The organism is Luteibacter sp. E-22 (assembly GCF_049913125.1).
In the GTDB taxonomy this organism is placed as follows: Bacteria; Pseudomonadota; Gammaproteobacteria; order Xanthomonadales; family Rhodanobacteraceae; genus Luteibacter.
The window spans coordinates 182043-201702 of sequence record NZ_CP183975.1; the positions used below are offsets into that span (position 1 = coordinate 182043).

19 protein-coding genes are annotated in these 19660 nt (G+C 65.1%); 11 read left to right on the forward strand and 8 right to left on the reverse strand.

The features are described 5' to 3' along the window. Positions 1-35: 35 nt before the first annotated feature. The 6 genes from ACN9M2_RS00740 to ACN9M2_RS00765 form a co-directional block, all read right to left on the reverse strand. A complete protein-coding gene (locus ACN9M2_RS00740; protein ID WP_426286292.1) occupies positions 36-1649 on the reverse strand; it encodes an ATP-binding cassette domain-containing protein in 1614 nt (537 codons plus the stop codon). Between the two features lie 172 nt (positions 1650-1821). Further along, positions 1822-2694 carry a cobalamin-binding protein gene (locus tag ACN9M2_RS00745; protein ID WP_426286294.1) on the reverse strand — a complete coding sequence of 291 codons (873 nt, stop codon included), beginning with the start codon at positions 2692-2694 and terminating at the stop codon, positions 1822-1824. Beyond that, positions 2691-3479, reverse strand: coding sequence for an ABC transporter ATP-binding protein (locus ACN9M2_RS00750; RefSeq protein WP_426286295.1), 789 nt, complete (start codon positions 3477-3479; stop codon positions 2691-2693). The genes ACN9M2_RS00745 and ACN9M2_RS00750 overlap by 4 nt, the downstream gene beginning before the upstream one ends. Then, a complete protein-coding gene (locus tag ACN9M2_RS00755) occupies positions 3476-4501 on the reverse strand; it encodes a FecCD family ABC transporter permease (RefSeq protein WP_426286296.1) in 1026 nt (341 codons plus the stop codon). The genes ACN9M2_RS00750 and ACN9M2_RS00755 overlap by 4 nt, the downstream gene beginning before the upstream one ends. Then, positions 4494-5660, reverse strand: coding sequence for a Fic family protein (locus tag ACN9M2_RS00760; RefSeq protein WP_426286297.1), 1167 nt, complete (start codon positions 5658-5660; stop codon positions 4494-4496). Before ACN9M2_RS00760 ends, ACN9M2_RS00755 begins: the two co-directional genes overlap by 8 nt. An 82-nt stretch (positions 5661-5742) precedes the next feature. Further along, positions 5743-6285 carry a cysteine hydrolase family protein gene (locus ACN9M2_RS00765; protein ID WP_426286299.1) on the reverse strand — a complete coding sequence of 181 codons (543 nt, stop codon included), beginning with the start codon at positions 6283-6285 and terminating at the stop codon, positions 5743-5745. 106 nt (positions 6286-6391) lie between these two features. Here ACN9M2_RS00765 and mgrA point away from each other — a divergent pair, with 106 nt between their 5' ends. Further along, positions 6392-7423 (forward strand): L-glyceraldehyde 3-phosphate reductase, encoded by a 1032-nt coding sequence (gene mgrA / locus ACN9M2_RS00770; protein ID WP_426286300.1) that lies wholly within the window; start codon positions 6392-6394, stop codon positions 7421-7423. Between the two features lie 279 nt (positions 7424-7702). Further along, a complete protein-coding gene (locus tag ACN9M2_RS00775; RefSeq protein WP_426286301.1) occupies positions 7703-8950 on the forward strand; it encodes an MgtC/SapB family protein in 1248 nt (415 codons plus the stop codon). Here ACN9M2_RS00775 and ACN9M2_RS00780 read toward each other — a convergent pair. Further along, positions 8940-9584: a DUF2238 domain-containing protein gene (locus tag ACN9M2_RS00780; RefSeq protein ID WP_426287965.1), complete on the reverse strand. Its 645-nt coding sequence runs from the start codon at positions 9582-9584 to the stop codon at positions 8940-8942. The genes ACN9M2_RS00775 and ACN9M2_RS00780 overlap by 11 nt on opposite strands. 104 nt (positions 9585-9688) lie before the next feature. On the opposite strand from ACN9M2_RS00780, the gene ACN9M2_RS00785 reads away from it, so the two are divergent. The 6 genes from ACN9M2_RS00785 to ACN9M2_RS00810 all read left to right on the forward strand — a co-directional run bounded on the left by ACN9M2_RS00785 (position 9689) and on the right by ACN9M2_RS00810 (position 14533). Then, the gene (locus ACN9M2_RS00785) at positions 9689-10390 is read left to right on the forward strand and encodes a DUF3348 domain-containing protein (RefSeq protein WP_426286302.1); all 702 of its coding nucleotides are present in this window, start codon (positions 9689-9691) and stop codon (positions 10388-10390) included. A gap of 10 nt (positions 10391-10400) precedes the next feature. Further along, complete coding sequence (locus tag ACN9M2_RS00790; RefSeq protein ID WP_426286303.1) at positions 10401-12323, forward strand: DUF802 domain-containing protein; 1923 nt, start codon at positions 10401-10403, stop codon at positions 12321-12323. Continuing rightward, positions 12320-12970 (forward strand): OmpA family protein, encoded by a 651-nt coding sequence (locus tag ACN9M2_RS00795; RefSeq protein ID WP_426286304.1) that lies wholly within the window; start codon positions 12320-12322, stop codon positions 12968-12970. The genes ACN9M2_RS00790 and ACN9M2_RS00795 overlap by 4 nt, the downstream gene beginning before the upstream one ends. A gap of 1 nt (position 12971) precedes the next feature. Further along, complete coding sequence (locus tag ACN9M2_RS00800; protein ID WP_426286306.1) at positions 12972-13349, forward strand: DUF2894 domain-containing protein; 378 nt, start codon at positions 12972-12974, stop codon at positions 13347-13349. A 69-nt stretch (positions 13350-13418) separates the two neighbouring features. Further along, a complete protein-coding gene (locus ACN9M2_RS00805; protein WP_426286307.1) occupies positions 13419-13862 on the forward strand; it encodes an SRPBCC family protein in 444 nt (147 codons plus the stop codon). A gap of 17 nt (positions 13863-13879) precedes the next feature. Then, positions 13880-14533 carry a glutathione S-transferase family protein gene (locus ACN9M2_RS00810; protein ID WP_426286308.1) on the forward strand — a complete coding sequence of 218 codons (654 nt, stop codon included), beginning with the start codon at positions 13880-13882 and terminating at the stop codon, positions 14531-14533. 1 nt (position 14534) lies between these two features. On the opposite strand, the gene ACN9M2_RS00815 is transcribed toward ACN9M2_RS00810, so the two are convergent. Further along, positions 14535-15026, reverse strand: coding sequence for a MarR family winged helix-turn-helix transcriptional regulator (locus ACN9M2_RS00815; RefSeq protein ID WP_426286309.1), 492 nt, complete (start codon positions 15024-15026; stop codon positions 14535-14537). 88 nt (positions 15027-15114) lie between these two features. Here ACN9M2_RS00815 and ACN9M2_RS00820 point away from each other — a divergent pair, with 88 nt between their 5' ends. The 3 genes from ACN9M2_RS00820 (at position 15115) to ACN9M2_RS00830 (ending at position 19352) form a co-directional block, all read left to right on the forward strand. Continuing rightward, positions 15115-16512, forward strand: coding sequence for a serine hydrolase domain-containing protein (locus tag ACN9M2_RS00820; RefSeq protein ID WP_426286310.1), 1398 nt, complete (start codon positions 15115-15117; stop codon positions 16510-16512). A gap of 93 nt (positions 16513-16605) precedes the next feature. Further along, positions 16606-18165, forward strand: a complete 1560-nt coding sequence (locus tag ACN9M2_RS00825; protein WP_426286312.1) for a glycoside hydrolase family 30 protein — start codon at positions 16606-16608, stop codon at positions 18163-18165. 74 nt (positions 18166-18239) lie between these two features. Continuing rightward, entirely contained in the window at positions 18240-19352 is a 1113-nt protein-coding gene (locus ACN9M2_RS00830; RefSeq protein WP_426286313.1) for a serine hydrolase domain-containing protein, read from the forward strand. Positions 19353-19660 lie beyond the last annotated feature (308 nt).

The window sequence follows — 19660 nt, forward strand, 5'->3', positions numbered from 1 at the left end:
GCATGTGCCTCATGGCCGGGGCGCTGCGCATGGCGTCACCACGGCGTCATCCGCCACCCCGCCGGCGTTGGCGAAAGACGGTCGGTAAGCCGAAGGCGATCGAGGAAGACGCCGTCGTGCGACACCACCATGAGCGCACCCTCGTACTGCTGGAGCATCGTCTCCAGTGCCTCTAGCGAGGCAAGGTCGAGGTGGTTGCCCGGTTCGTCGAGAAGCAGCAGTTGCGGTGCCGGATCGGCGACGAGCGCCAGCGCGAGGGCGGCCTTGAGGCGCTCCCCGCCGCTCAGTCGGGCGGCAGGCACCGCTACCTTGTCCGCATCGAGCCCGAGCAGGGCGAGCCGCAGGCGTAGCGCATCCTCGGCCGCCGCGGGATTCGCTTCCCGCATGTGGTCGATCACCGGGCGGCCCGGGTCCAGCGTCGAAAGCCGCTGGTCCAGCCAGGCCACGGGCACGGGAACGTCGACATGCCCGGCCCGTGGCGCGATTCGTCCGGCGAGTACCTGCAGCAGGGCGGACTTGCCACTGCCATTGGCACCGACGACACCGACACGCTGCCCGCCCATGAGGACGAGATCGACGATGCCTGCCGCACCACGCACGAAAGGCAGTTCCACGCGCTCCAGCACGGCCACCCTGCGTCGTGCCACGCGCGTCGCGTCCGGGGCGAGCACGGCGAGCGACACCTCGCTTTCCACGTGCCGCGCCGCTTCGGCGACCCTTTGGGAAAGCGCATCGCGCGTGGTTTCCCGTTGTCGTTTCAGCTTTCCGGCCGAGCCTTCGCTCCGGCTCTTCCGTCCACCGAGCAGGATGGGCGCCTGGTTGGCCCGGCTGGCGTCACGTTGCCCGCGGGCCTGTCGCTGCGCCTGCCTTTCCTGCTGCTCGCGCAGCGCCTGCTCACCACGCTTGCGCTCGGTCTTGCGTGCATCGAGTACGCGTTCGGCGGCGTGCCGTTCCTCGCGACGTACCTGTTCGTAGAAGGCGTAGTCGCCTCCATAGCTACGCAAGCCCCGGGGCGACAGTTCGACGATGCGCTCCATCTGGCCGAGCAGTCGCCGGTCGTGGCTGATGACGAGGAGGCCGCCATGCCATCCTCGCAACCACTGCATCAACGCCGTGCGGCCTTCGTTGTCGAGATGGTTGCTCGGCTCGTCCAGGATCAGGTAATCCGCAGCGCGAAGGCGTGCGCCGAGCAGGGCCACGCGCATGGCTTCGCCTCCGCTCAGGGCATGGGTCGGGCCACGCGCGTCCACATGGGCGAGGCCTTCCGCATCGAGCGCGTCACGAAGCTGTTCGCGCACGGCCCATCGATCGCCTACCGCGTCGAAGTCGCGCTGGTCGGTGCTCCCCGCCTCGATCCGTTCCAACGCCGCGATCGTATCGCCGGCACCGGCGAGCGTGGCGACCGATTCAGCCGGATCGTCGGCGACGCGTTGTGCGAGGTAATGGACGGGGCCGACGCGATCGCAACGCCCCCGTGTCGGCTCCTGCCGTCCGGCAAGGATGCGCGCAAGCACGCTCTTGCCCACGCCGTTGCCGCCGACGAGGCCAGTGCGGCGGTCGTCGAACGATTCGTGGAGGTCGGAGAAAAGCGTCCTTCCATCGGGAAGGACACAAGTGACGCCATCGAGCGTCAGGAAGGTCGTCGTCATGCGCCATCTCTTTCATGCCATCGGCTTCCCGCTGTGGGGAAGATCGAAATTCCCCCTTGGGGGCAATGGCATTACTTGCGCACTGGACTGACGCCTGGATGGGAAGGAAGTGAGATTCTATCGCCCGACCCGGGCGAGGACCAGTCGCCGCGAGATCGCCGAATGGATAGGGTCAGCGCGCCGCCCTCGTACGAGCCTCGTCAAGGGCATGGCAGAGGGTGGCTACCCCGGAGAGGATCGAGGGGGAGGGAAGAGCCAGGGTCGGTGCGTCGATCGCGAAGACGTTGTCGTGCTTCACCGCGGCGAGGAAGCCCGAAGCCTTCCAGCCATTCAACGATTCTCCTTCACCGCCGCCGCTGAGGATCACATCGGGGTTGCGCACCAGCACCGCCTCGCGACCGACGGCCGGCGCGGGCTGGTCGAGGTCGGCGAAGATGTTGTCGCCGCCACAAAGGACCAGGGCGTCGTCGATGATCTGCGCGCGGCCGACGGTCATCAGCGGCCGGTCCCAGATCTGGAAGAACACCTTCAGGCGCTTCTTGCCGGCATAGGCGGTTCGCAGCCGGTCGAGTTCGGTTTCGAAGGCGTCGGCGTTGCGGTCGGCGGCGTCCTCCGTGCCGGCGAGCTTGCCGAGCCGGCGCGTGGTGGACGCCACCTCGGTGAGCCTTGCCGTTTCCGAGTAGAACACCGGTATCCCCAGGCGCGTGAGTTTCTCCACCTGCGACGCGGCGTTACCGCTTTTCCACACCACGACGACATCGGGCTTCAAGCCCACGATGCGCTCCAGGTCGATCATGGTCGCGTCGCCGACCACCGGAACCTTCTTCGCCGCTGCGGGATAGTCGCTGAATCGCGACGTGCCCACGACATAGGCGCCCGCACCGGCAGCGAACAGTGCGTCGGTGAGGTTGGGCGCCAGGCTGACGATGCGATGGGCGGGTGCGGGCAAGGTCACGCTGCGGCCGGCATCGTCGACGACGGTGACCGATGCCGTGGCGGCGGCGGTGCCGAAGAGCAGTCCGACGAAGGTGATGAGTCGCATCATCGAGATGATCCGTTGAGGCGTTCGGCACGGAAGAACAGTTCGTCGCCGAGCGTGACGCCATGGATGGGGTGGTGGAAGGCGGCGCTGAGGTGTTCGCTGGTGACGACATCGTCCTTGAGGCCGGCTAGCGCGGCGCCCTTGCCATCCAGCAGCACGGCGTGCGTGGCGTGTTGGAAGGCGAGATTGATGTCGTGGACCGTATAGATGACGGACTTGCCCTGTTCGGAGGCGGCACGCATCAGTTCGTGCAATGTCTTCATCTGGTGGTGAAGATCGAGCGACGACAGCGGTTCGTCGAGCAGCATGATGTCCACGTCCTGGGTGAACAACGTGGCGATGTTCACCCGCTGGCGTTCGCCGCCGGACAACGTGGTGATGTCGCGCTCCGCCAGCGCCTCCAGTTCGAAGGTGCGCAATGCGTTCTCCGCGTGGCGGGTGTCCTCGTCGCCCCAGGCCCAGAAGGGCAGGCTGGGGTGGCGAGCAGACATCACGGCTTCCATGACCGTGAGGCTGAAGGCATCCACGATCGTTTGCGGTAGGAAGCCGCGCCGGCGCGCGATCTCGATCGGACGATACGAAGCGACGTCACGTCCTCCGAGCGCCACCCGGCCGCCGTCTGGCGCACGCAATCCCGCCAGCGTGCGCAGCAGGGTGGACTTGCCCGCTCCGTTTGGTCCGAGCACGCACCATACCTGCCCTGGCGCGATACGCATGTCCAGCTTGCCGACGAGCGACCGTCCACGCATCGACACGGCCAGCGATTCGGCGACCAGCTCGATGCTCATCGCCGCCGTACCAGCAGGAACATGAAGGTAGGCACGCCGATGATCGCCATCACCGCGCCGACGGGAAGCTGGATGGGATCGGCGACGATGCGCGAGATCGTATCGGCCACCACGACCACGATCCCTCCGCAGATCGCGCAGGCAGGCAGCAGTACACGCTGGTCGTTGCCGACGATCCGGCGCAGCGCGTGCGGTACCACCAGCCCGACGAAACCGACGGTACCCGCCGTGGTCACGGCCACGGCCGTGGCCAGCGACGCGATGGCGAAGATCGCCGACTTCACGGCGTTCGGCCGGACGCCCAGGGCGCTGGCCGATTCCTCGCCGCGCATCAGCAGGTTGAGCTGTCGTCCCAGGGGTGCGACCAGGAGCACGCAAGCGAGCAGCGTCACGACCGGCAGCAGCCAGTTCGCCACGCCACTGAGGTCGCCCATCATCCAGAACAGCATGCCGCGCAGATTTTTGTCCGGTGCGAGCACGAGCATCATGCTGACGATCGCACCCAGGCCCGAGGCCAGCATCACGCCGATCAGGATGAGGTCGGTGGAGTCTTCGCGCTGCGCGGCGCGAGCGCGGGCAAGCAGGTCGCGATGGGCAAGCACGAAGACGGCGATGCATGCGAGAAGGGCCCCCGAGGCCGCGCCCAGGGCGGTCGCCAACGCACCGGCCCCGGCCAGCATGGCGCCGAGCGCACCCACGGCGGCGCCACCGGAAAGGCCGAGCGTATAGGGATCGGCCAGGGGATTGCGCACGAGGATCTGCATGAGGCAACCCGAGATGGCCAACAGCCCACCGACGCCATAGGCGGCCACCGCGCGCGGAATGCGAAGCTCCCAGACGATGGCATGCATCGGGGTCTCCGCGGGCGACACCAGCGCCTGCCATGACGCGGAGATGGTGGAATCGCCGCCGCCGATGAGCACCGAACCCAGCAGCACGGCCAGCCCGCAGGCGAGCAGCGCCAACCAGAGCCGGAGGGCGGAGAGGAAGGTCGTCATGCGGGGCGACGTGGACTCACGCATCGGGCCGCTCCGTATCCGCGGCGCCCGTGCCGGGCCATGCGATGCGGTAACGCGTGCTGCGGCCGCCCCCGGGCAGGCGCACGATCATTCCCTTGTCGAGCAGGTCGCCCAGGTGACGCGTCGCGGTGGCCTTGGAGACTTTCGCGACGGCCTGGTATTGAGACGCGCTGATGCCCTGCGGGAACCCACGCTCCCCTCCGTCGAGCAGGCGATTGAGCACGTTCACCTGTTCTGCTGAAAGCTCTTGCGTACGGTGCTCCCGCCAGAAGCGGCTCTTGACCATCACGCGGTCGATGTGGGCCAGCGCCTGTTCGAGGCTTCGCAGCAAGGTCCGCAGGAACCATTCGAGCCACGCCGTGATGTCCAGGCCGCCGCGCTGGCTCGCTTCCAGCGTGTCGTAGTAACCCCGGCGATCATCGAGAATGCTGGTGGACATCGTGTAGAAGCGGATGGCCTGGTGTTCCGCTTGCGCAAGCGCCAGGTCCGTGAGCGCACGGGTCATCCGCCCGTTGCCGTCGTCGAAGGGGTGCAGCGTCACGAACCAGAGGTGGGCGATGCCGGCGCGGAGCAAGGGATCGAGCGCAGGGTTCTCGCGACTGGCGGAAAACCAATCGAGAAAGACATCGACCTGGCTTTCCAGCCCGGACCCGGGCGGCGCCTGGACATGGACACGAGGTTTATCCATCCGGCCGGAAACCACCTGCATCGGTTCGTCACCACGCAACTCCCCGATGCGGATGCGCAGGGGCAGGACGTTTCCATCTGCGGGAAAGAGAAAGGTGTGCCAGTGCAGCAAGCGAGGCAGATCGAGGGGAGCGCGGTAGTTCCTCGTGGCGTCCAGCATGAGTTCGGCCAGGCCTTCGCTGTGCGCACTCCGCCGGCCGGGAACCTCGTCATGCAGGCCGAGGCGGCGCGCCAGCGACGAACGGACCGACCCGACATCGATAAGCTCTCCCTCGATGGCCGATGAGGCCACGATGTTTTGCAGCAAGGCATCGAGTTCGCTTCGGGCTCCCAGGTCGGCATCCACGGCGCTGGCGGCGCCCATCAGCCGGCCCTGGGCAAGCTGGCAGGCGCGCAGGAGTGGCGCGACGACCTCGTCTCGCCAGCGGAATGCTGGCCAGTCGGAGTGCTGCCAGATCCAGGTGGGGTCATTCATACCGCTGTCGTGAGCCGATGAGTCGAGCCATTCGGCTCATTTCGTGAGCCGAATATACCCTTTATTCGGCTCACCACCAACATCACACCGCCGGAAAGCGGATCTCCGCAGCCGCTTTCACCCGCACACGGGGGCCGAAGCTGCTGATATTGCTGAGCGTACGGTTGTGGTGGGCAATGATCTGGGCGGCGGTGAGCACCCCGTTGTCGAGAGTCGAATGCGCGTCTCCCGCAAGCGTGACGGGAAAGCCGAGAGCCAGGGCCCGCCGGACCGTCGTGTCGACGCAGAAATCCGTCTGTAGCCCGCAGACGACGAGGTCGGATACTTCCAGCCGTTCCAGCACTTCGCTCAGTTCCGTCTTATGGAACGCGTCCGGCGTGGCCTTGCGCACACGGATATCGCCATCGGCCGCCGCGAGGCCCTGGGTGAGCTGCCATCCCTCGCCGCCGAGAACCAGGGAGCCTTCGCCCTCTTCGTGCTGGATGAAGATCACGTGGGCGCCGCCAATCTTCGCGTTGGCGATCAGCACGTTGACGCGTTTGAGCACGTCCTTGATGTCGAACGCCTCTTCCTCGCCGGAACAGAGCGCTTGCTGCATGTCGATGACGAGCAGGGCCGTGGTCATGTGTGCGCTTCATCCGTCTTTCGAAGATGCCGCACAGTCTGCACCTATATCCGCTTCAGCGGAACGACGCGTAACATTCGGGTCTTCATTTGATGGAGCATCGTCCGTGCCCTACCAAGCAGCATCGAATCGTTATGACAACCTCATGCCCTACCGCCGTTGCGGGCGGAGTGGCATCGACCTCCCCGCCATCTCGCTGGGCCTGTGGCAGAACTTCGGTGGTGCCGATGTCTTCGAGACCGGCCGCGCCATCCTTCGCCGTGCCTTCGATCGTGGCGTGACCCATTTCGACCTCGCGAACAATTACGGTCCACCGTATGGATCGGCGGAAGAGAATTTCGGCCGGGTGATGGCGAGCGACTTCGCACCCTACCGCGATGAACTGATCATCTCGACCAAGGCCGGCTGGGACATGTGGCCGGGCCCCTACGGCGGTATCGGTGGCAGCCGGAAGTACCTCGTCGCCAGTCTCGACCAGTCGCTCAAGCGCATGGGCCTGGACTATGTCGATATCTTCTATTCGCATCGTGTCGATCCCACCACGCCACTGGAAGAGACGATGGGCGCGCTGGCGCACCTGCATCGCCAGGGCAAGGCGCTGTATGTGGGCATCTCCAGTTATTCGCCCGAACTCACGCGCAAAGCCGCCGCCATCCTGGCCGAGGAGCGCGTACCGCTGTTCATCCACCAGCCCAACTACTCGATGTTCAACCGCTGGATCGAAGGCGGCCTGCTCGACACGCTGGAAGAACTCGGCACGGGATGCATCGCCTTTTCGCCGCTGGCCCAAGGCCTGCTGACGTCGAAATACCTGAAGGGCGTTCCCGCCGACGCACGCGCCACCCGTGAAGGATCGCTCGGCAAGGACCAGCTCAGCGAGGCGAACCTCGAGCGCATCCGCGCGCTCAACGCCATCGCCGAGCGCCGTGGCCAGACCCTGGCCCAGATGGCGATCGCCTGGTCGTTGCGCGATCCGCGCGTGACCTCGTCGCTGATCGGCGCACGCACGGTGGAACAACTCGACAACTCACTGGACGCCGTGAAGGGCCTTGATTTCACGGCCGGAGAGCTGGCCGAGATCGACGTATATGCGACCGATGGCGGAACGGACCTCTGGCGCGAGTCGGCGAAGCTCTAAGACGCCGGGGAATCGCATTCACGGGCACTCCATGGCGTACGGATTGGCGTAATCTTCCCTACACCGCACGCCGTGCGACCACGATCTCAACCAAGGAGGCGATATGAGCAAGGGTATGGATTCGAAGAAGAGCGACAAGAAGAAACCGGCCAAGACGATGAAGGAAAAGAAGGCCGCCAAGGACGAGAAGAAAAAGAACCTCAAGTAACGGCCTGACACCGGGTCGCCGCGTCCGGTGGGGGAAGGAATGATGAGCCCTGTCGCAGAGGAACGGGCCGCATGATATCCACGGATATCGGTGCGGCCATTTACGGCATGGGCGCCGCGTTGATCGTCGGCTTGCTGGTCGGCCTGGAGCGCGAGCGCGCCAAGGGTGAGGGGCCGGAGCGTGAGCCTGCGGGCATCCGTACGTTCGCGTTGCTCGGCCTTTGCGGCGCCGTCGCCACCCTTCTCGGCGTGGTGGTCACCGCCGTGGCCGGACTCGCGGTCGGCACGATGATGTTCGCTTCCTACCGCCGTACCCGCGACCGCGATCCGGGCCTGACCACCGAGATCGCCATGCTGGCGACTTTCCTGCTCGGTGCCCTTGCGATGTCGTCGCCACCACTGGCGTGCGGCGTAGGTGCTGCTGTGGCGATCGTCCTCGCCAGCAAGCGTCGTCTCCACCACATCAGCAGGCATCTGATCGGCGCGCAGGATCTGCATGACCTCCTGCTGCTGGCGGGAGCGACTTTCATCGTGCTCCCCCTGCTGCCGGACCGTACGCTCGACCCCTGGCATGCGCTCAACCCGTATCGCCTGTGGCTCCTGGTGATCGCGGTGATGGCGGTTTCGGCCGTCGGCTACGTCATGTTGCGGGCGCTCGGCACGCGCACGGCGGTCGCGTTTGCCGGGCTGGCGGGCGGGTTCGTGTCGAGCACGGCCACGATCGTGGCCATGGGCGATCGGGCACGCGCCACTCCAGAGGTGGTCGCGGCGGCAGCCAGCGGAGGAGTGGCGTCGAACGTCGCCACGTTCGCGCAGCTGGCGGTGGTCGTCGGCATGCTCTCTCCGACTCTGCTTGCCCATCTGGCCCTGCCGCTGACGGTGGCGGGAGGCGTTGCCATCGGCTTGGCGCTCCTGCTCGGCTTTCGCTCCACTGCATCGCCTTCCGACACCGCGGCCTTCGCCGGTAAGCGTCCGTTCGAGCCGCTGTCCGCCATTCGTTTCATGCTCGTGTTCGCCGGCATCATCCTGTTGGCGGCCATCGTTCGGGACCATCTGGGAAGTACCTCGATACCCTGGGTACTGGCGATGTCGGGTATCGCCGATGTCCATGCGGCCGCGGCGTCTGCCGCGCAAATGGTTTCGTCCGGCGAGGCCGCGATCGAGACGGGCGGGCAGGGCGTACTGGCGGCGCTGGTGGCGAATACCCTGCTCAAATGCGTGCTGGCGGGGATCCGTGGAGGTCGTGAGTATGCGCTGCGCCTGGTGCCGTGCGTGCTCGCCGCCACGGCGGCCTTCGCGATCGTGCTCGCTATCGATTGACCGACGGCCCAGCTTCGACGGGGAGCCGTCGTGTCACGCCGAGGAACACCATGGTGACGATGCTGCCCAGCGACGCCAGCAGCATGTCCTGCTGCGCATCCCACACATCGCCTTGCGTGCCCAGGTATTCCTGGCCCAGGCCATCGCCGAACGCGGTGGCCGCGGCCCACTCGATCAGCTCGTAGATCAGGGCGTGGGACATGATGAAGGTGACCGGAAGAATCCAGCGCCATATACCCTGCGGCGGTGCCCGGCGCGCAAAGAGTTCGACGGCGGCGGGAGTGATCAGCAGCCCATAGGAAAAATGGACGAGCCGGTCGAAGTGGTTGCGTGTCAGGCCGAGCAGGCCGTTCAAAGTCACGCCGAAGATGTCGGCGAACCATTCGTCGTAGGGAACGTTCGAATACGTGTAGTGCGCGCCGATCTCGTGCAGGGCCAGGAACACGAAAAGCGACACACAGGTGGCGTTGGAGAAATGTAGCCGGCGGTAGCCCACGACCAGCAGCGGCAGGGCCACGACGACGACGGCGTTCTCAAGTAGCCAGTTCGCCCAGAGGGCGGGCCCCATGGCCGAAATCGCGATAACGAGGATCGAGCCCGCCAGCAGGGCGGATGGGACGCGGCCGCGGTTCATGGCGTGCAAATCAGCTTCCCCATCCGAGGTATCCATGACGTCGTCGCGTGGGATCTACGATATCCGAGGCAAGAGGTGAAATAAAAGAGTAAAATCAGCCTCTTTTGACCAGCAGAACCGTGCAATCTTCCCAACGGACGATGGTCCGGGGACCGACGTTCATCCGCTTGCTTGCCCGGCTCACGGACGTCGAGACCCCTCCATCCAGCCAATCGCTGTCGGACCGGTTGAGCCAATGGCTCGAGTGGACCCACGCCATCGCCCTCTCCACGGCCCTCGATGGCACGCCATCGGCGCCGGCCAAGGACGTGCCGGCTTTTGGCGGCGCGCAGGAAGATGAGTGCGTGCGCGCCCGGGCATCCCTGGTGAACGCCATCGTGGGAGCGCGCGAACTGGCTCTTTCCGGCGATCGCGACGCCGGGCGGGGCGCTGGCGTGGACGAGACGGCCGACTACACGCTGTTCCGTCAACGCTATCTCGCCCTGCAAAGGTCGATGCAGGCCACCACGGGCCAACTGCGGGGTCGCCTGCGGGACATGCTCGCGGCGAAATCGCCCGCATTGGCCAGGTTGGCGGAGGTCGACGCGGTGATGGAGCTTGCGTTGAGTCCGCGCGAGCAAAAGTTGCTGGGTGCCGTGCCCACCGTGCTCGGGGGGCACTTCGATCGCCTCCGCCAGCGGGAACAGGCGGGCTCGGGTGCATGGATGGACGTATTCCGAAAGGACATGCGGAGCGTCTTGCTCGCCGAACTGGATGTTCGTTTTCAACCGGTCGACGGCCTGCTTGCAGCGCTGCGCGCCAGCTAATTGGGTAGTCATGTTCAGAAATCTTCTTTACTTCGCCGTGTTCCTCGTCGGCCTTGCCGCCATCGGCTGGATCGGCATCGGCTACGTCGGCTCGAACCCGCTGGGTGCGGCAGTCGCAGGGCTGATCGGTGCCTGTTACCTCGTCGGTGCGCTCGAATTGCACCGTTATCGCGAAGCCACGCGATCGCTACGGCTGGCGGTGGCCGACCTGTCCGCGCCGCCGCCGAGCCTAGCGGCGTGGCTCGAGCCCTTGCATGCCAGCCTGCGGAGCGCGGTACGTCTGCGTATCGAGGGCGCGCGCGCGGCCATGCCCGCGCCGGCATTGACGCCTTACCTGGTGGGCTTGCTTGTCTTGCTAGGCATGCTTGGCACGCTGCTGGGCATGATGGCGACGCTGAGGGGCACCGGCATCGCGCTGGAAAGCGCGACGGATCTGCAGGCGATCCGTGGTTCGCTCGCCGCGCCCGTGAAGGGCCTCGGCTTCGCCTTCGGCACGTCGATCGCGGGCGTGGCCAGTTCCGCGATGCTCGGGCTGCTCTCGGCCTTGTGCAGGCGCGAACGGCTCGAGGCGGTACAGCTGCTGGACGTGAAGATCGCCACGACCCTGCGCATCCACTCCCAGGCGCACCAGCGTGAAGAAGCCTTCAAGCTCCTGCAACAGCAGGCCGAGTCGATGCCCGCCCTGGTCGACCGCCTGCAAGCGATGATGGTGGTTATCGAACAGAACAGTCTCGCCGCCAGTGACCGCCAGCTCGCGAACCAGGAAGCATTCCACGCCTCGACCGACGCGATGTACACGCGCCTCGCATCATCGGTCGAGGCATCGCTCAAGGACAGTGTCTCCGAAAGCGCGCGCGCGGCGAGCGCGACGCTCCAACCAGTCATCGACGCCACCATGGCCGGGCTCGCGCGTGAAGCGGCATCGCTGCACGACACCGTGACGAAAGCAGTGCAACGGCACCTCGACGGCCTTACGGCGGGCTTCCAGGCATCCACCGGGACGATCGCCAGCCTCTGGAACGATGCCCTGGCGGAGCAACGCCGTACGAATGAAGCCGTGGCGAACGATCTGCGTGGCTCACTGGAAGCGTTCACCCAGACCTTCGAAGAGCATTCGACGAGCGTCGTGGAAGCCGTCTCCGCGCGTTTCGAAGCCACGTCGGTCGATACGGCAGCCGTGTTCGAGCGGCACGCCACATCGCTGATCGATGCCGTCCGCCAGTCGCATACCGACCTGCAGGACGCACTGGCATCGCGCGACGAAGAACGGCTCACGTTGTGGGCCGATACGCTCGCCCGCGCCGCTGGCGACATCACGGCACAGACCAAGGCCGACGCCGGCGCCACCATCGCCGAGATCTCCCGCCTCGTCGAAGCCGCGTCCGAGGCGCCGAAGGTCGCCGCCGAAGTCGTTGCCGAGCTGCGACAGAAACTTTCCGACAGCATGGTGCGCGACACGGCGATGCTAGAGGAGCGCAGCCGTTTGCTGGCGACCCTGGAAACCCTGCTCGATGCCGTGAACCACGCGTCGACCGAGCAACGTGCCGCCGTCGACGCGCTGGTGGCCACGTCGGCCGACCTGCTTGAGCGTGTGGGTACGCGATTCACCGATCAGATCGAGGCCGAGACCGGCAAGCTGGCTTCGGTCGCCGCACAGGTCACCGGCAGCGCCCTCGAGGTGACGAGCCTGGCCGAAGCGTTCGGCGCGGGTGTCCAGTCGTTCGGCCGGTCGAACGATGCCTTGATGGAACGCCTGGAGCAGATCGCCACCGCGCTGGACAACTCGCTCGTGCGCAGCGACGAACAACTGGCGTACTACGTGGCGCAGGCAAGGGAAGTCGTCGATCTCAGCGTGCTCTCGCAAAAGCAGATCCTGGATGACATGCAGCGCCTCGCCGCGCAACGCCTGCCGACCATGGACGAAACGGCATGAGCGACGACGTCGAGTTCGAATCCGAATCGGCCGCACCGATCTGGGCCGCGTTCGGCGACCTGATGTCGGTGCTGCTGGGCGCCTTCGTGTTGATCCTCGTGGGCGTGATCGGCATGCAGCTGCAACTCTCGAACCGCCTGGATGAAGAGGTCAAGCAGCGACAGGCCGAGGCTCAGCGTCGCATGACGCTCGAACAGGCCCTGGCGGTGCCGCTCGCGGCGGGTCGCGTCACCCTCGTCGACGGCCGCATCGGCATTCGTGGCAGCGTGTTGTTCGCGCTGAACTCCGACCAGCTCCAGCCCGAAGGGCGCGAGCTCCTGAAGAGCCTTGCGGTGCCGCTCACCCAATACCTCGCCTCGCGAAACGAGGTCCTCATGGTCAGTGGTTTCACCGATGACCAGCCGGTGCGCGACAGCAATCGCCACTTCGCCGATAACTGGGAGCTGTCCGCGCAACGTGCGCTCACGGTGACGCGCGCGCTGATCGCCGAGGGGGTACCCGCGCCGTCCGTGTTCGCCGCCGCGTTCGGTTCCGAACAACCCGTCAGCCCGAACGCCAGCGAAGATGGCCGCGCGAAAAACCGGCGCGTGGAAATAGCACCGATTCCGAAACCGTCGACGGCTACCGTGGCGTCCCATGGACCGTAGCGTGTCGCGCACTCGCGGCCCGCTGGGGCGGTTGGTGGACGAGTTCGCGGGTGACCCGGCGTCCAGCGCCTATCCCGAGCTACCCGCGCTCGAGGACTTCCGGAAGATATGGGCGGGCCTGCGCGCCGAAAGCCAACTGCGGCAGACGCTGGACTATGTGCCCCGGAACGCAGGTCCGCTCAACTCGAATGCCCTGGTGCACCGTTCGATCGAACTCATGCGCGAGCTGTCGCCGGGATACCTGCGGCAGTTCCTGTCCTATGTCGACGACCTGGCGTGGATCGAGCGGGTGACGGCCGGTGGTCCCCCGGGGGAGAAGGGCGCCCCCCAGGCGGCGAGCATCGGGAAGCGGCCAAAGGGCAAGCGCGTCCGTCGATAGGCCATGTCGATTTGGGATATCCCCGTTCGTCGTAGGCAATGAGGACTCCACCTCGCCACGAGAACTCCCATGACCGGCACCGTTCGCTTGCACCGCGTATTCACCGCCCCGCCCGAGCGCATCTACCGCGCCTTCCTCGATGCCGCCGCCACGTCCAAGTGGCTGCCCCCCGATGGCTTCACCTGCACCGTGCACGAACTGGATGCGCGGGTTGGTGGTAAGTATCGGATGACGTTCACGAATTTCTCCACCGGCAACGGCCACAGCTTCGGCGGCACCTATCTGGAACTGCTGCCGAACGAGCGTATCGTCCACGACGACCGTTTCGACGACCCCAACCTGCCCGGTAGCATGGTCACGACGATCAGCCTGCGCGCGGTGCCCTGTGGGACCGACGTGCAGATCGTCCAGGAGGGGATTCCCGACATGATTCCGGTCGAGCAGTGCTATCTCGGCTGGCAGGAGTCGCTGACCTTGCTTGAGCGGCTTGTCGAAGTGGCGATACCGGACTGACCCAAAGGACACGCGCGATGAGCATTGTCATTACCGCATTCGAACGCTCGCCCGATGGCGGCCTGGGCCTGGCGCGCGATACGCGTGTCCGGTGGGCACTTGAGGAAGTGGGCCAGCCGTACGAGGTTCGACTCGTGTCCTTCGGGGCGATGAAGGAGCCCGCGCACCTGGGCCTTCATCCCTTCGGCCAGATTCCCACCTATGAGGAAGGCGACCTCGCGCTGTTCGAGAGCGGCGCGATCATCTTCCATCTCGCCGACCGCTACACGGGCCTGTTGCCGGACGATGCCAATGCCCGGGCGCGTGCGATCACCTGGATGTTCGCCGCGCTCAACACGGTGGAGCCGCCGATCCTGGAACTGGTGACCGCCAAGTTCGTGGAGGGCGACAAGCCCTGGACCCAGGAGCGCATGCCCCTGATCGCGGATCGCATTCGCGGGCGGCTGGATCGGCTTGCCACCCGCCTGGGCGACGCCGAGTGGCTCGACGGCGGGTTCAGCGCCGGCGACCTGACGATGGTATCGGTGCTGCTCAGGCTGAGGCCCTCGGGAATCCTGGCGGAATTTCCGATCCTTGCCGCCTATGTCGCCCGCGGCGAAGCAAGGCCGGCGTACCAGCGGGCATTCGCTGCCCAGTTGGCGATCAACGCCGCTCCAGCCAACATGCCCTGAGCTAGGAGTTCGTGTTCTCGCTGTCCAGTCGTTGCATGATCCGGTCGAACAGCGATCGCCTCGCCAGCGCCTCGTCCAGGCGATCGAGCGCGGCGATCGCGTTATCGGCTTCCGCGTTCACTTCCAGCGCGGCGGCCTCCATGGCCTGCCATAACGGTTGCAGCCGACGAACCAGCCGCGTACCCGCGGCGGTCAACACCAGGTAGCGTCGTCTCGCATCGGTGGCGTCTTCCTGCGATGCGATCAAGCCATTCTTCTCGAGCGACTGCCGCGCCTGGCTCACCGAGACGTGGGTGATGCGCAAGGCGGCGGCGAGTTCGCTGACCGTCATCGGACCGTTGATCGCCAGCTGATTGAGTGTGCCGAACCAGCGCTGTTCGAAACGCATTCCCACGGAGGCGTAAGCGCGGGTCGCGTCGCGGTCGATCGTTTCGGACAGTCGGCGCAGCCGGGCACCGAGCGCCTTGCCGCCCATGCGTGAGGTGTAGTCCATCGCTTGTATTTCCCGAATCACGTGGCCAGAATAGTAGGTGCCTACCTAATTACATGCAATGGGACACCGGCGACTTTCGGGGGAGCGTATGGGACTGACTCGGCGTGATTTCCTCGGCACGGCATGGATGCTGGGCTGTTCTCCAAGGTTGTTGTGGGCGGCGAATGCCCCTGCGATAGCGGATGACGGGCGGCGATGGCTGGCGCGCTGGCTCGCCGCTTTCAACGATGCGCGCGCCTCAACCTACGTCGATTTCGTGCACGCCCACGTGCCGTCGCTCGTGCCATACCTGGACGACGATCTTGGTCTGCGCGAGGCCTCTGGCGGCTTCATCTTGCTCGGTAGCGAGCCGACAGGACCCGGGGAAATCACCGCCAGGCTGCGTGATCGTCGCTGGGACCGGTTCTCCCGTGTCGTGCTGACCATCGGCAAGGATCGCATCGACGACCTGTCCTTCCAGGGGGCGCAACCGGCGGCGGACTTCCGGGTGCGACGGCTGGGAGAACGCGATGCCATCGACAGCCTTCGCCTCAAGCTCCGCACCGAAGCGGCCGACGGGCGATTCTCCGGCACGGTGCTCGTCGCGAAAGGCAAAACGATCTTGTTTCGCGAAGCCTACGGTAATCGCGCGATATCGCCCTCGCGCGCGGTTACGCCGACAACCCGGTTCTGCGTGGGGTCGATGGGCAAGATGTTCACCGCTGTCTGTGTACTGCAATTGATCCAGCAAGGCCGGCTGCGCCTGGCCGACACGATCGCGTCGCTGCTGCCCGCTTATCCCGACACGGCCCTGGCGCGGCAGGTGACCGTGCAGCATCTTCTTACGCATAGCGGCGGCACCGGCGACTTCTTCGGCCCCGAGTACGATGCGCACCAGGCCGAATTGCGATCGCCGTCCGACTTCATACGCCAATTCGGAAACAGGGACCCGGCGTTTCCGCCGGGATCGCGATGGGGATACAGCAACTTCGGATTCATCCTGCTGGGAGCCATCGTCGAGCAGGTGACGGGGACAGCCTGGGACGCCTACATGGAGGCCCATGTGTTCCGCGCCGCCGGAATGACCTCGACCTCGCCGCGCGCATCGAAGGAAGGCGCCGCCCAGCCATTCACCGGTTCGGTGCAGACAGGCCTCAAGCCACTGCCTTTCTATGTCGGCCTGCCTGCTGGCGGCGGCTATTCAACGATCGACGATCTGCACCGTTTCGGCATGGCCTTGCGCGGCATGCGCCTGCTCGATGCGGACCATCTCGACCTGCTCACGCGTGCCCGCATCCCGGCCGGAAGCGCGCAGTGGTCGCTCGGGTTGCGCGTGGGTATCCGCAACGGGGCGGCCTACTATGGCCATGGCGGCAGCGCGCCGGGGGTGAACGGCGATTTCGCCATATATCCCGGCTCTGGTTACCAGACGGTCGTGCTGTCCAACCGCGGGCATCCGCATGCCGCCAACGTCGCGGACTATATCGGCGCGCGGCTACCGTCCTGATCGAGGGTGCTCCAAGCCACATCGAACCCAAGTAATATGGCCCCATGTTGACCCATGTGAACTGCGCCGCTGACCATGGGATTTGCAGACGCCATGGATGAGCGACAGCCGGACTCGAATCGCGCGGCTATCATCCTCGTCGCCCTGATCCCCCTGCTCGCCGTGGCGGCCTTGTATGCGCAGCATTTCGTCGAGCCCATGGTGGCGATCCAGGCCGCTCCGCCTGTACGGCCGATCATGCCCGCAGTCGAGGTTTGGCTGAGCACCGCCGATCACCGCCTCAAGCTGGCGCCGCAACCCGATATCGACACGAGACCCCACGACGCCTCGCCCGCCGACATCGTCATCGACGTCGGCACTCGGTACCAGACCATGACGGGCTTTGGCGCGGCCATGACCGACTCGTCGGCGTGGCTTCTCCAGAACACGTTGAACGCCCTGCAACGCCGCGCGTTGTTGCGCGAGTTGTATGGTCCACCGCCGAACCTCAACCTCAACATGATGCGCCTGATCGTCGGCGCCTCGGACTTCTCGCTGAGGCTGTATACGCTGGACGATATTCCCTTCGGCCAGACCGACCCGCAGTTGGAGCACTTCAACGTCGCGCCAAACCTTCAGGACGTGATACCGGTGGTGCGCGAAGTGCTCTCCATTCACCCCGGGATGCTGATCGTCGCTTCGCCATGGAGCGCCCCGGCTTGGATGAAGACCAATGAGAATCTGATCGGTGGGGAGCTGCTGGAACAGTACGAGAGCACGTACGCGGACTATCTCGTCAAATATCTCGATGCCTACCGCAGCCACGGTATACCCATATTCGCCCTGACCTTGCAGAACGAGCCCGCTTACTCACCCATCAGCTATCCCGGCATGGTCATGGGCGCGGAGACGCGTGCACGGATCATCGCCAAGTACCTAGGGCCGAGGCTGGAAGGGCGGAAGCCGAGAACGGCCATCCTGGACTGGGATCACAACTGGAGCCATCCCGAGCAACCGTTGGCCGTGCTGGCCAACGCGGATGCCGCACGCTATGTCGATGGCGTGGCCTGGCATTGCTATGAAGGCAGCCAGCATGAGCAAGGTCGCGTGCATCGCCAGTATCCCGACAAGGATGCGTATATCACCGAGTGTTCGGGTGGCGACTGGCCGTTGAACATGAACGGCGAACTGCTCTGGTTCACCCGCAACCTGCTGGTCACGGGAACCCGCCAATGGGCGCGTGGCGTCATCTATTGGAACCTGGCGCTGGACGAGAACCACGGCCCCCACTTCGGCGGATGCCTGGCTTGCAAGGGCGTGGTCACGATCGACTCGCAGACCGGGGCGGTGACTCGCAACGACGAGTACTACGCCCTGGCGCACTTCAGCCAGTTCGTCCTGCCGGGCGCCACGCGAGTGAAGTCCAACGATACCGATGCCGACAAGGGCATCGCCAACGTGGCCTTCCAGAACGACTTCGACGGGTCGATGGTTCTTGTGATGGTCAACATCAATACAGCGGCACGTCCCGTTTCAGTGACGGATGGCCGGTTCCGCTTCGAGTACACGATGCCGCCGGAAAGTGTGGCTACCTTCGTATGGAATCCGGATCTGCCGGGGGCGCTGGTGCGACGGGCCCTGCGGTGGCTGGGCAACGTGCGCCCTTTGCCGTAGGCGAGGTCGGCGCGCTTAAACCTTCGTGATGCATACGGCATCCAAGCCGTGGTCGCCGGACCGGGGAGGTGTCGATGAACGTTTTTCCAGGATCGCGAAAGCGAGCCCGCCGATGCTGTCCATGGCGGGTCGCGCTGTGGCTGATCGCCTTGCCGATGACCTTTCCGGCATGGGCGGACTGCGGTGGCTGCGCCGCCATCGCCCAGCGTTTCGTTGCCGAGGAAGGCTTCAATGGCGTGGTGCTGGTAGGCCACGGTTCGCACATCGACTACTCCGCCAGCTTCGGTGTGGCGGATGCCGCCACGGGTCGCGCCTTGACTGCCGACACACCGTTCGAGTCCGGCTCGATCTCGAAGTGGATCGCCGCGATCGTGGTCATGCGATTGGTCCAACAGGGGCAGCTCGCGTTGGACGAGCCGATCTCCACTTATCTCCCGGACTATCGGCCCGACAACGGCGCGAAGCTGACCCTGCGCAACTTGATGACCCATGCCAGCGGGCTTCCCAACGACATCGACGACGCCATCAAGCGCGACCCGGCCACGCGGTCCGTGTCGATCGACCAGGCAGAGGCCGTGCGCCGCTTCGCAAGCGGTGATTTGCGTTTCGAGCCTGGGACGGAATGGGACTACTCGCATTCCAACTGGCTACTGGTCAAGTCGGTCATCGAGCGGGTCACGGGACGAGATTATGCTTCGCTAGTCGACGGGTACATCGTCCGGCCGCTTGCCATGCGCCATAGTGGAACCTTCACGGGAAGCTCGCTGGCGGTACCGGGCATGGCTCACGGTTACCGGAAACTGATTCCCCAGGCGGAACCGCTCGACAAGCCATCGCCGAACTTCATGATGCTCGCTGGTGGCTTCTACGCCAGCGCTCACGACTTCTTCGCCTTGGTGGACGGTCTTTTCTCAGGCAGGGTGTTGTCGCCCGAGTCCACGCGTATCTTGATGACCGTCGAACGCCCCGCCCAGCACTACGCCTTGGGTGGACGTACCAAGACGTTGCCCTTTGGCGGCAAGGATCATCCCGTCGCATGGGAATACGGATCCAACGGCGCCTACCGGGTGCTCGTATGGCGCACGCTCGACGATGGCCACACCGTTATCCTGATGAATAACACCAGTTTCGATCACATGAAGATCGGAGGGCTGGGCACGGCGCTCATGGATGCGAGCTATCGTTAGACGGCTCTCGCCGATTTGTTGGTCGATGAAGTTGACGCTCATGCTGGGGCAGAATGTTTGGCAACTCGATGTCGTGGATCAACCAAAATAAAGTAGCCCGACCGCAAGCAGGGCACACTGAAAAAAGAAATACGTTATGACTCTGATCAGGAGGATCGAGCCATCCTTTCGGCAAAACTTATAAAGGATGAAAGTATTGGCAAGAAGCCATGCTACAAAGGACACATAATAAGCTGCTGTTCCAGAACCAAAGAATACCTGGGAGAAAATTCTCCCCACGAGGTACATGGGTACCAGCAGAGAATAAA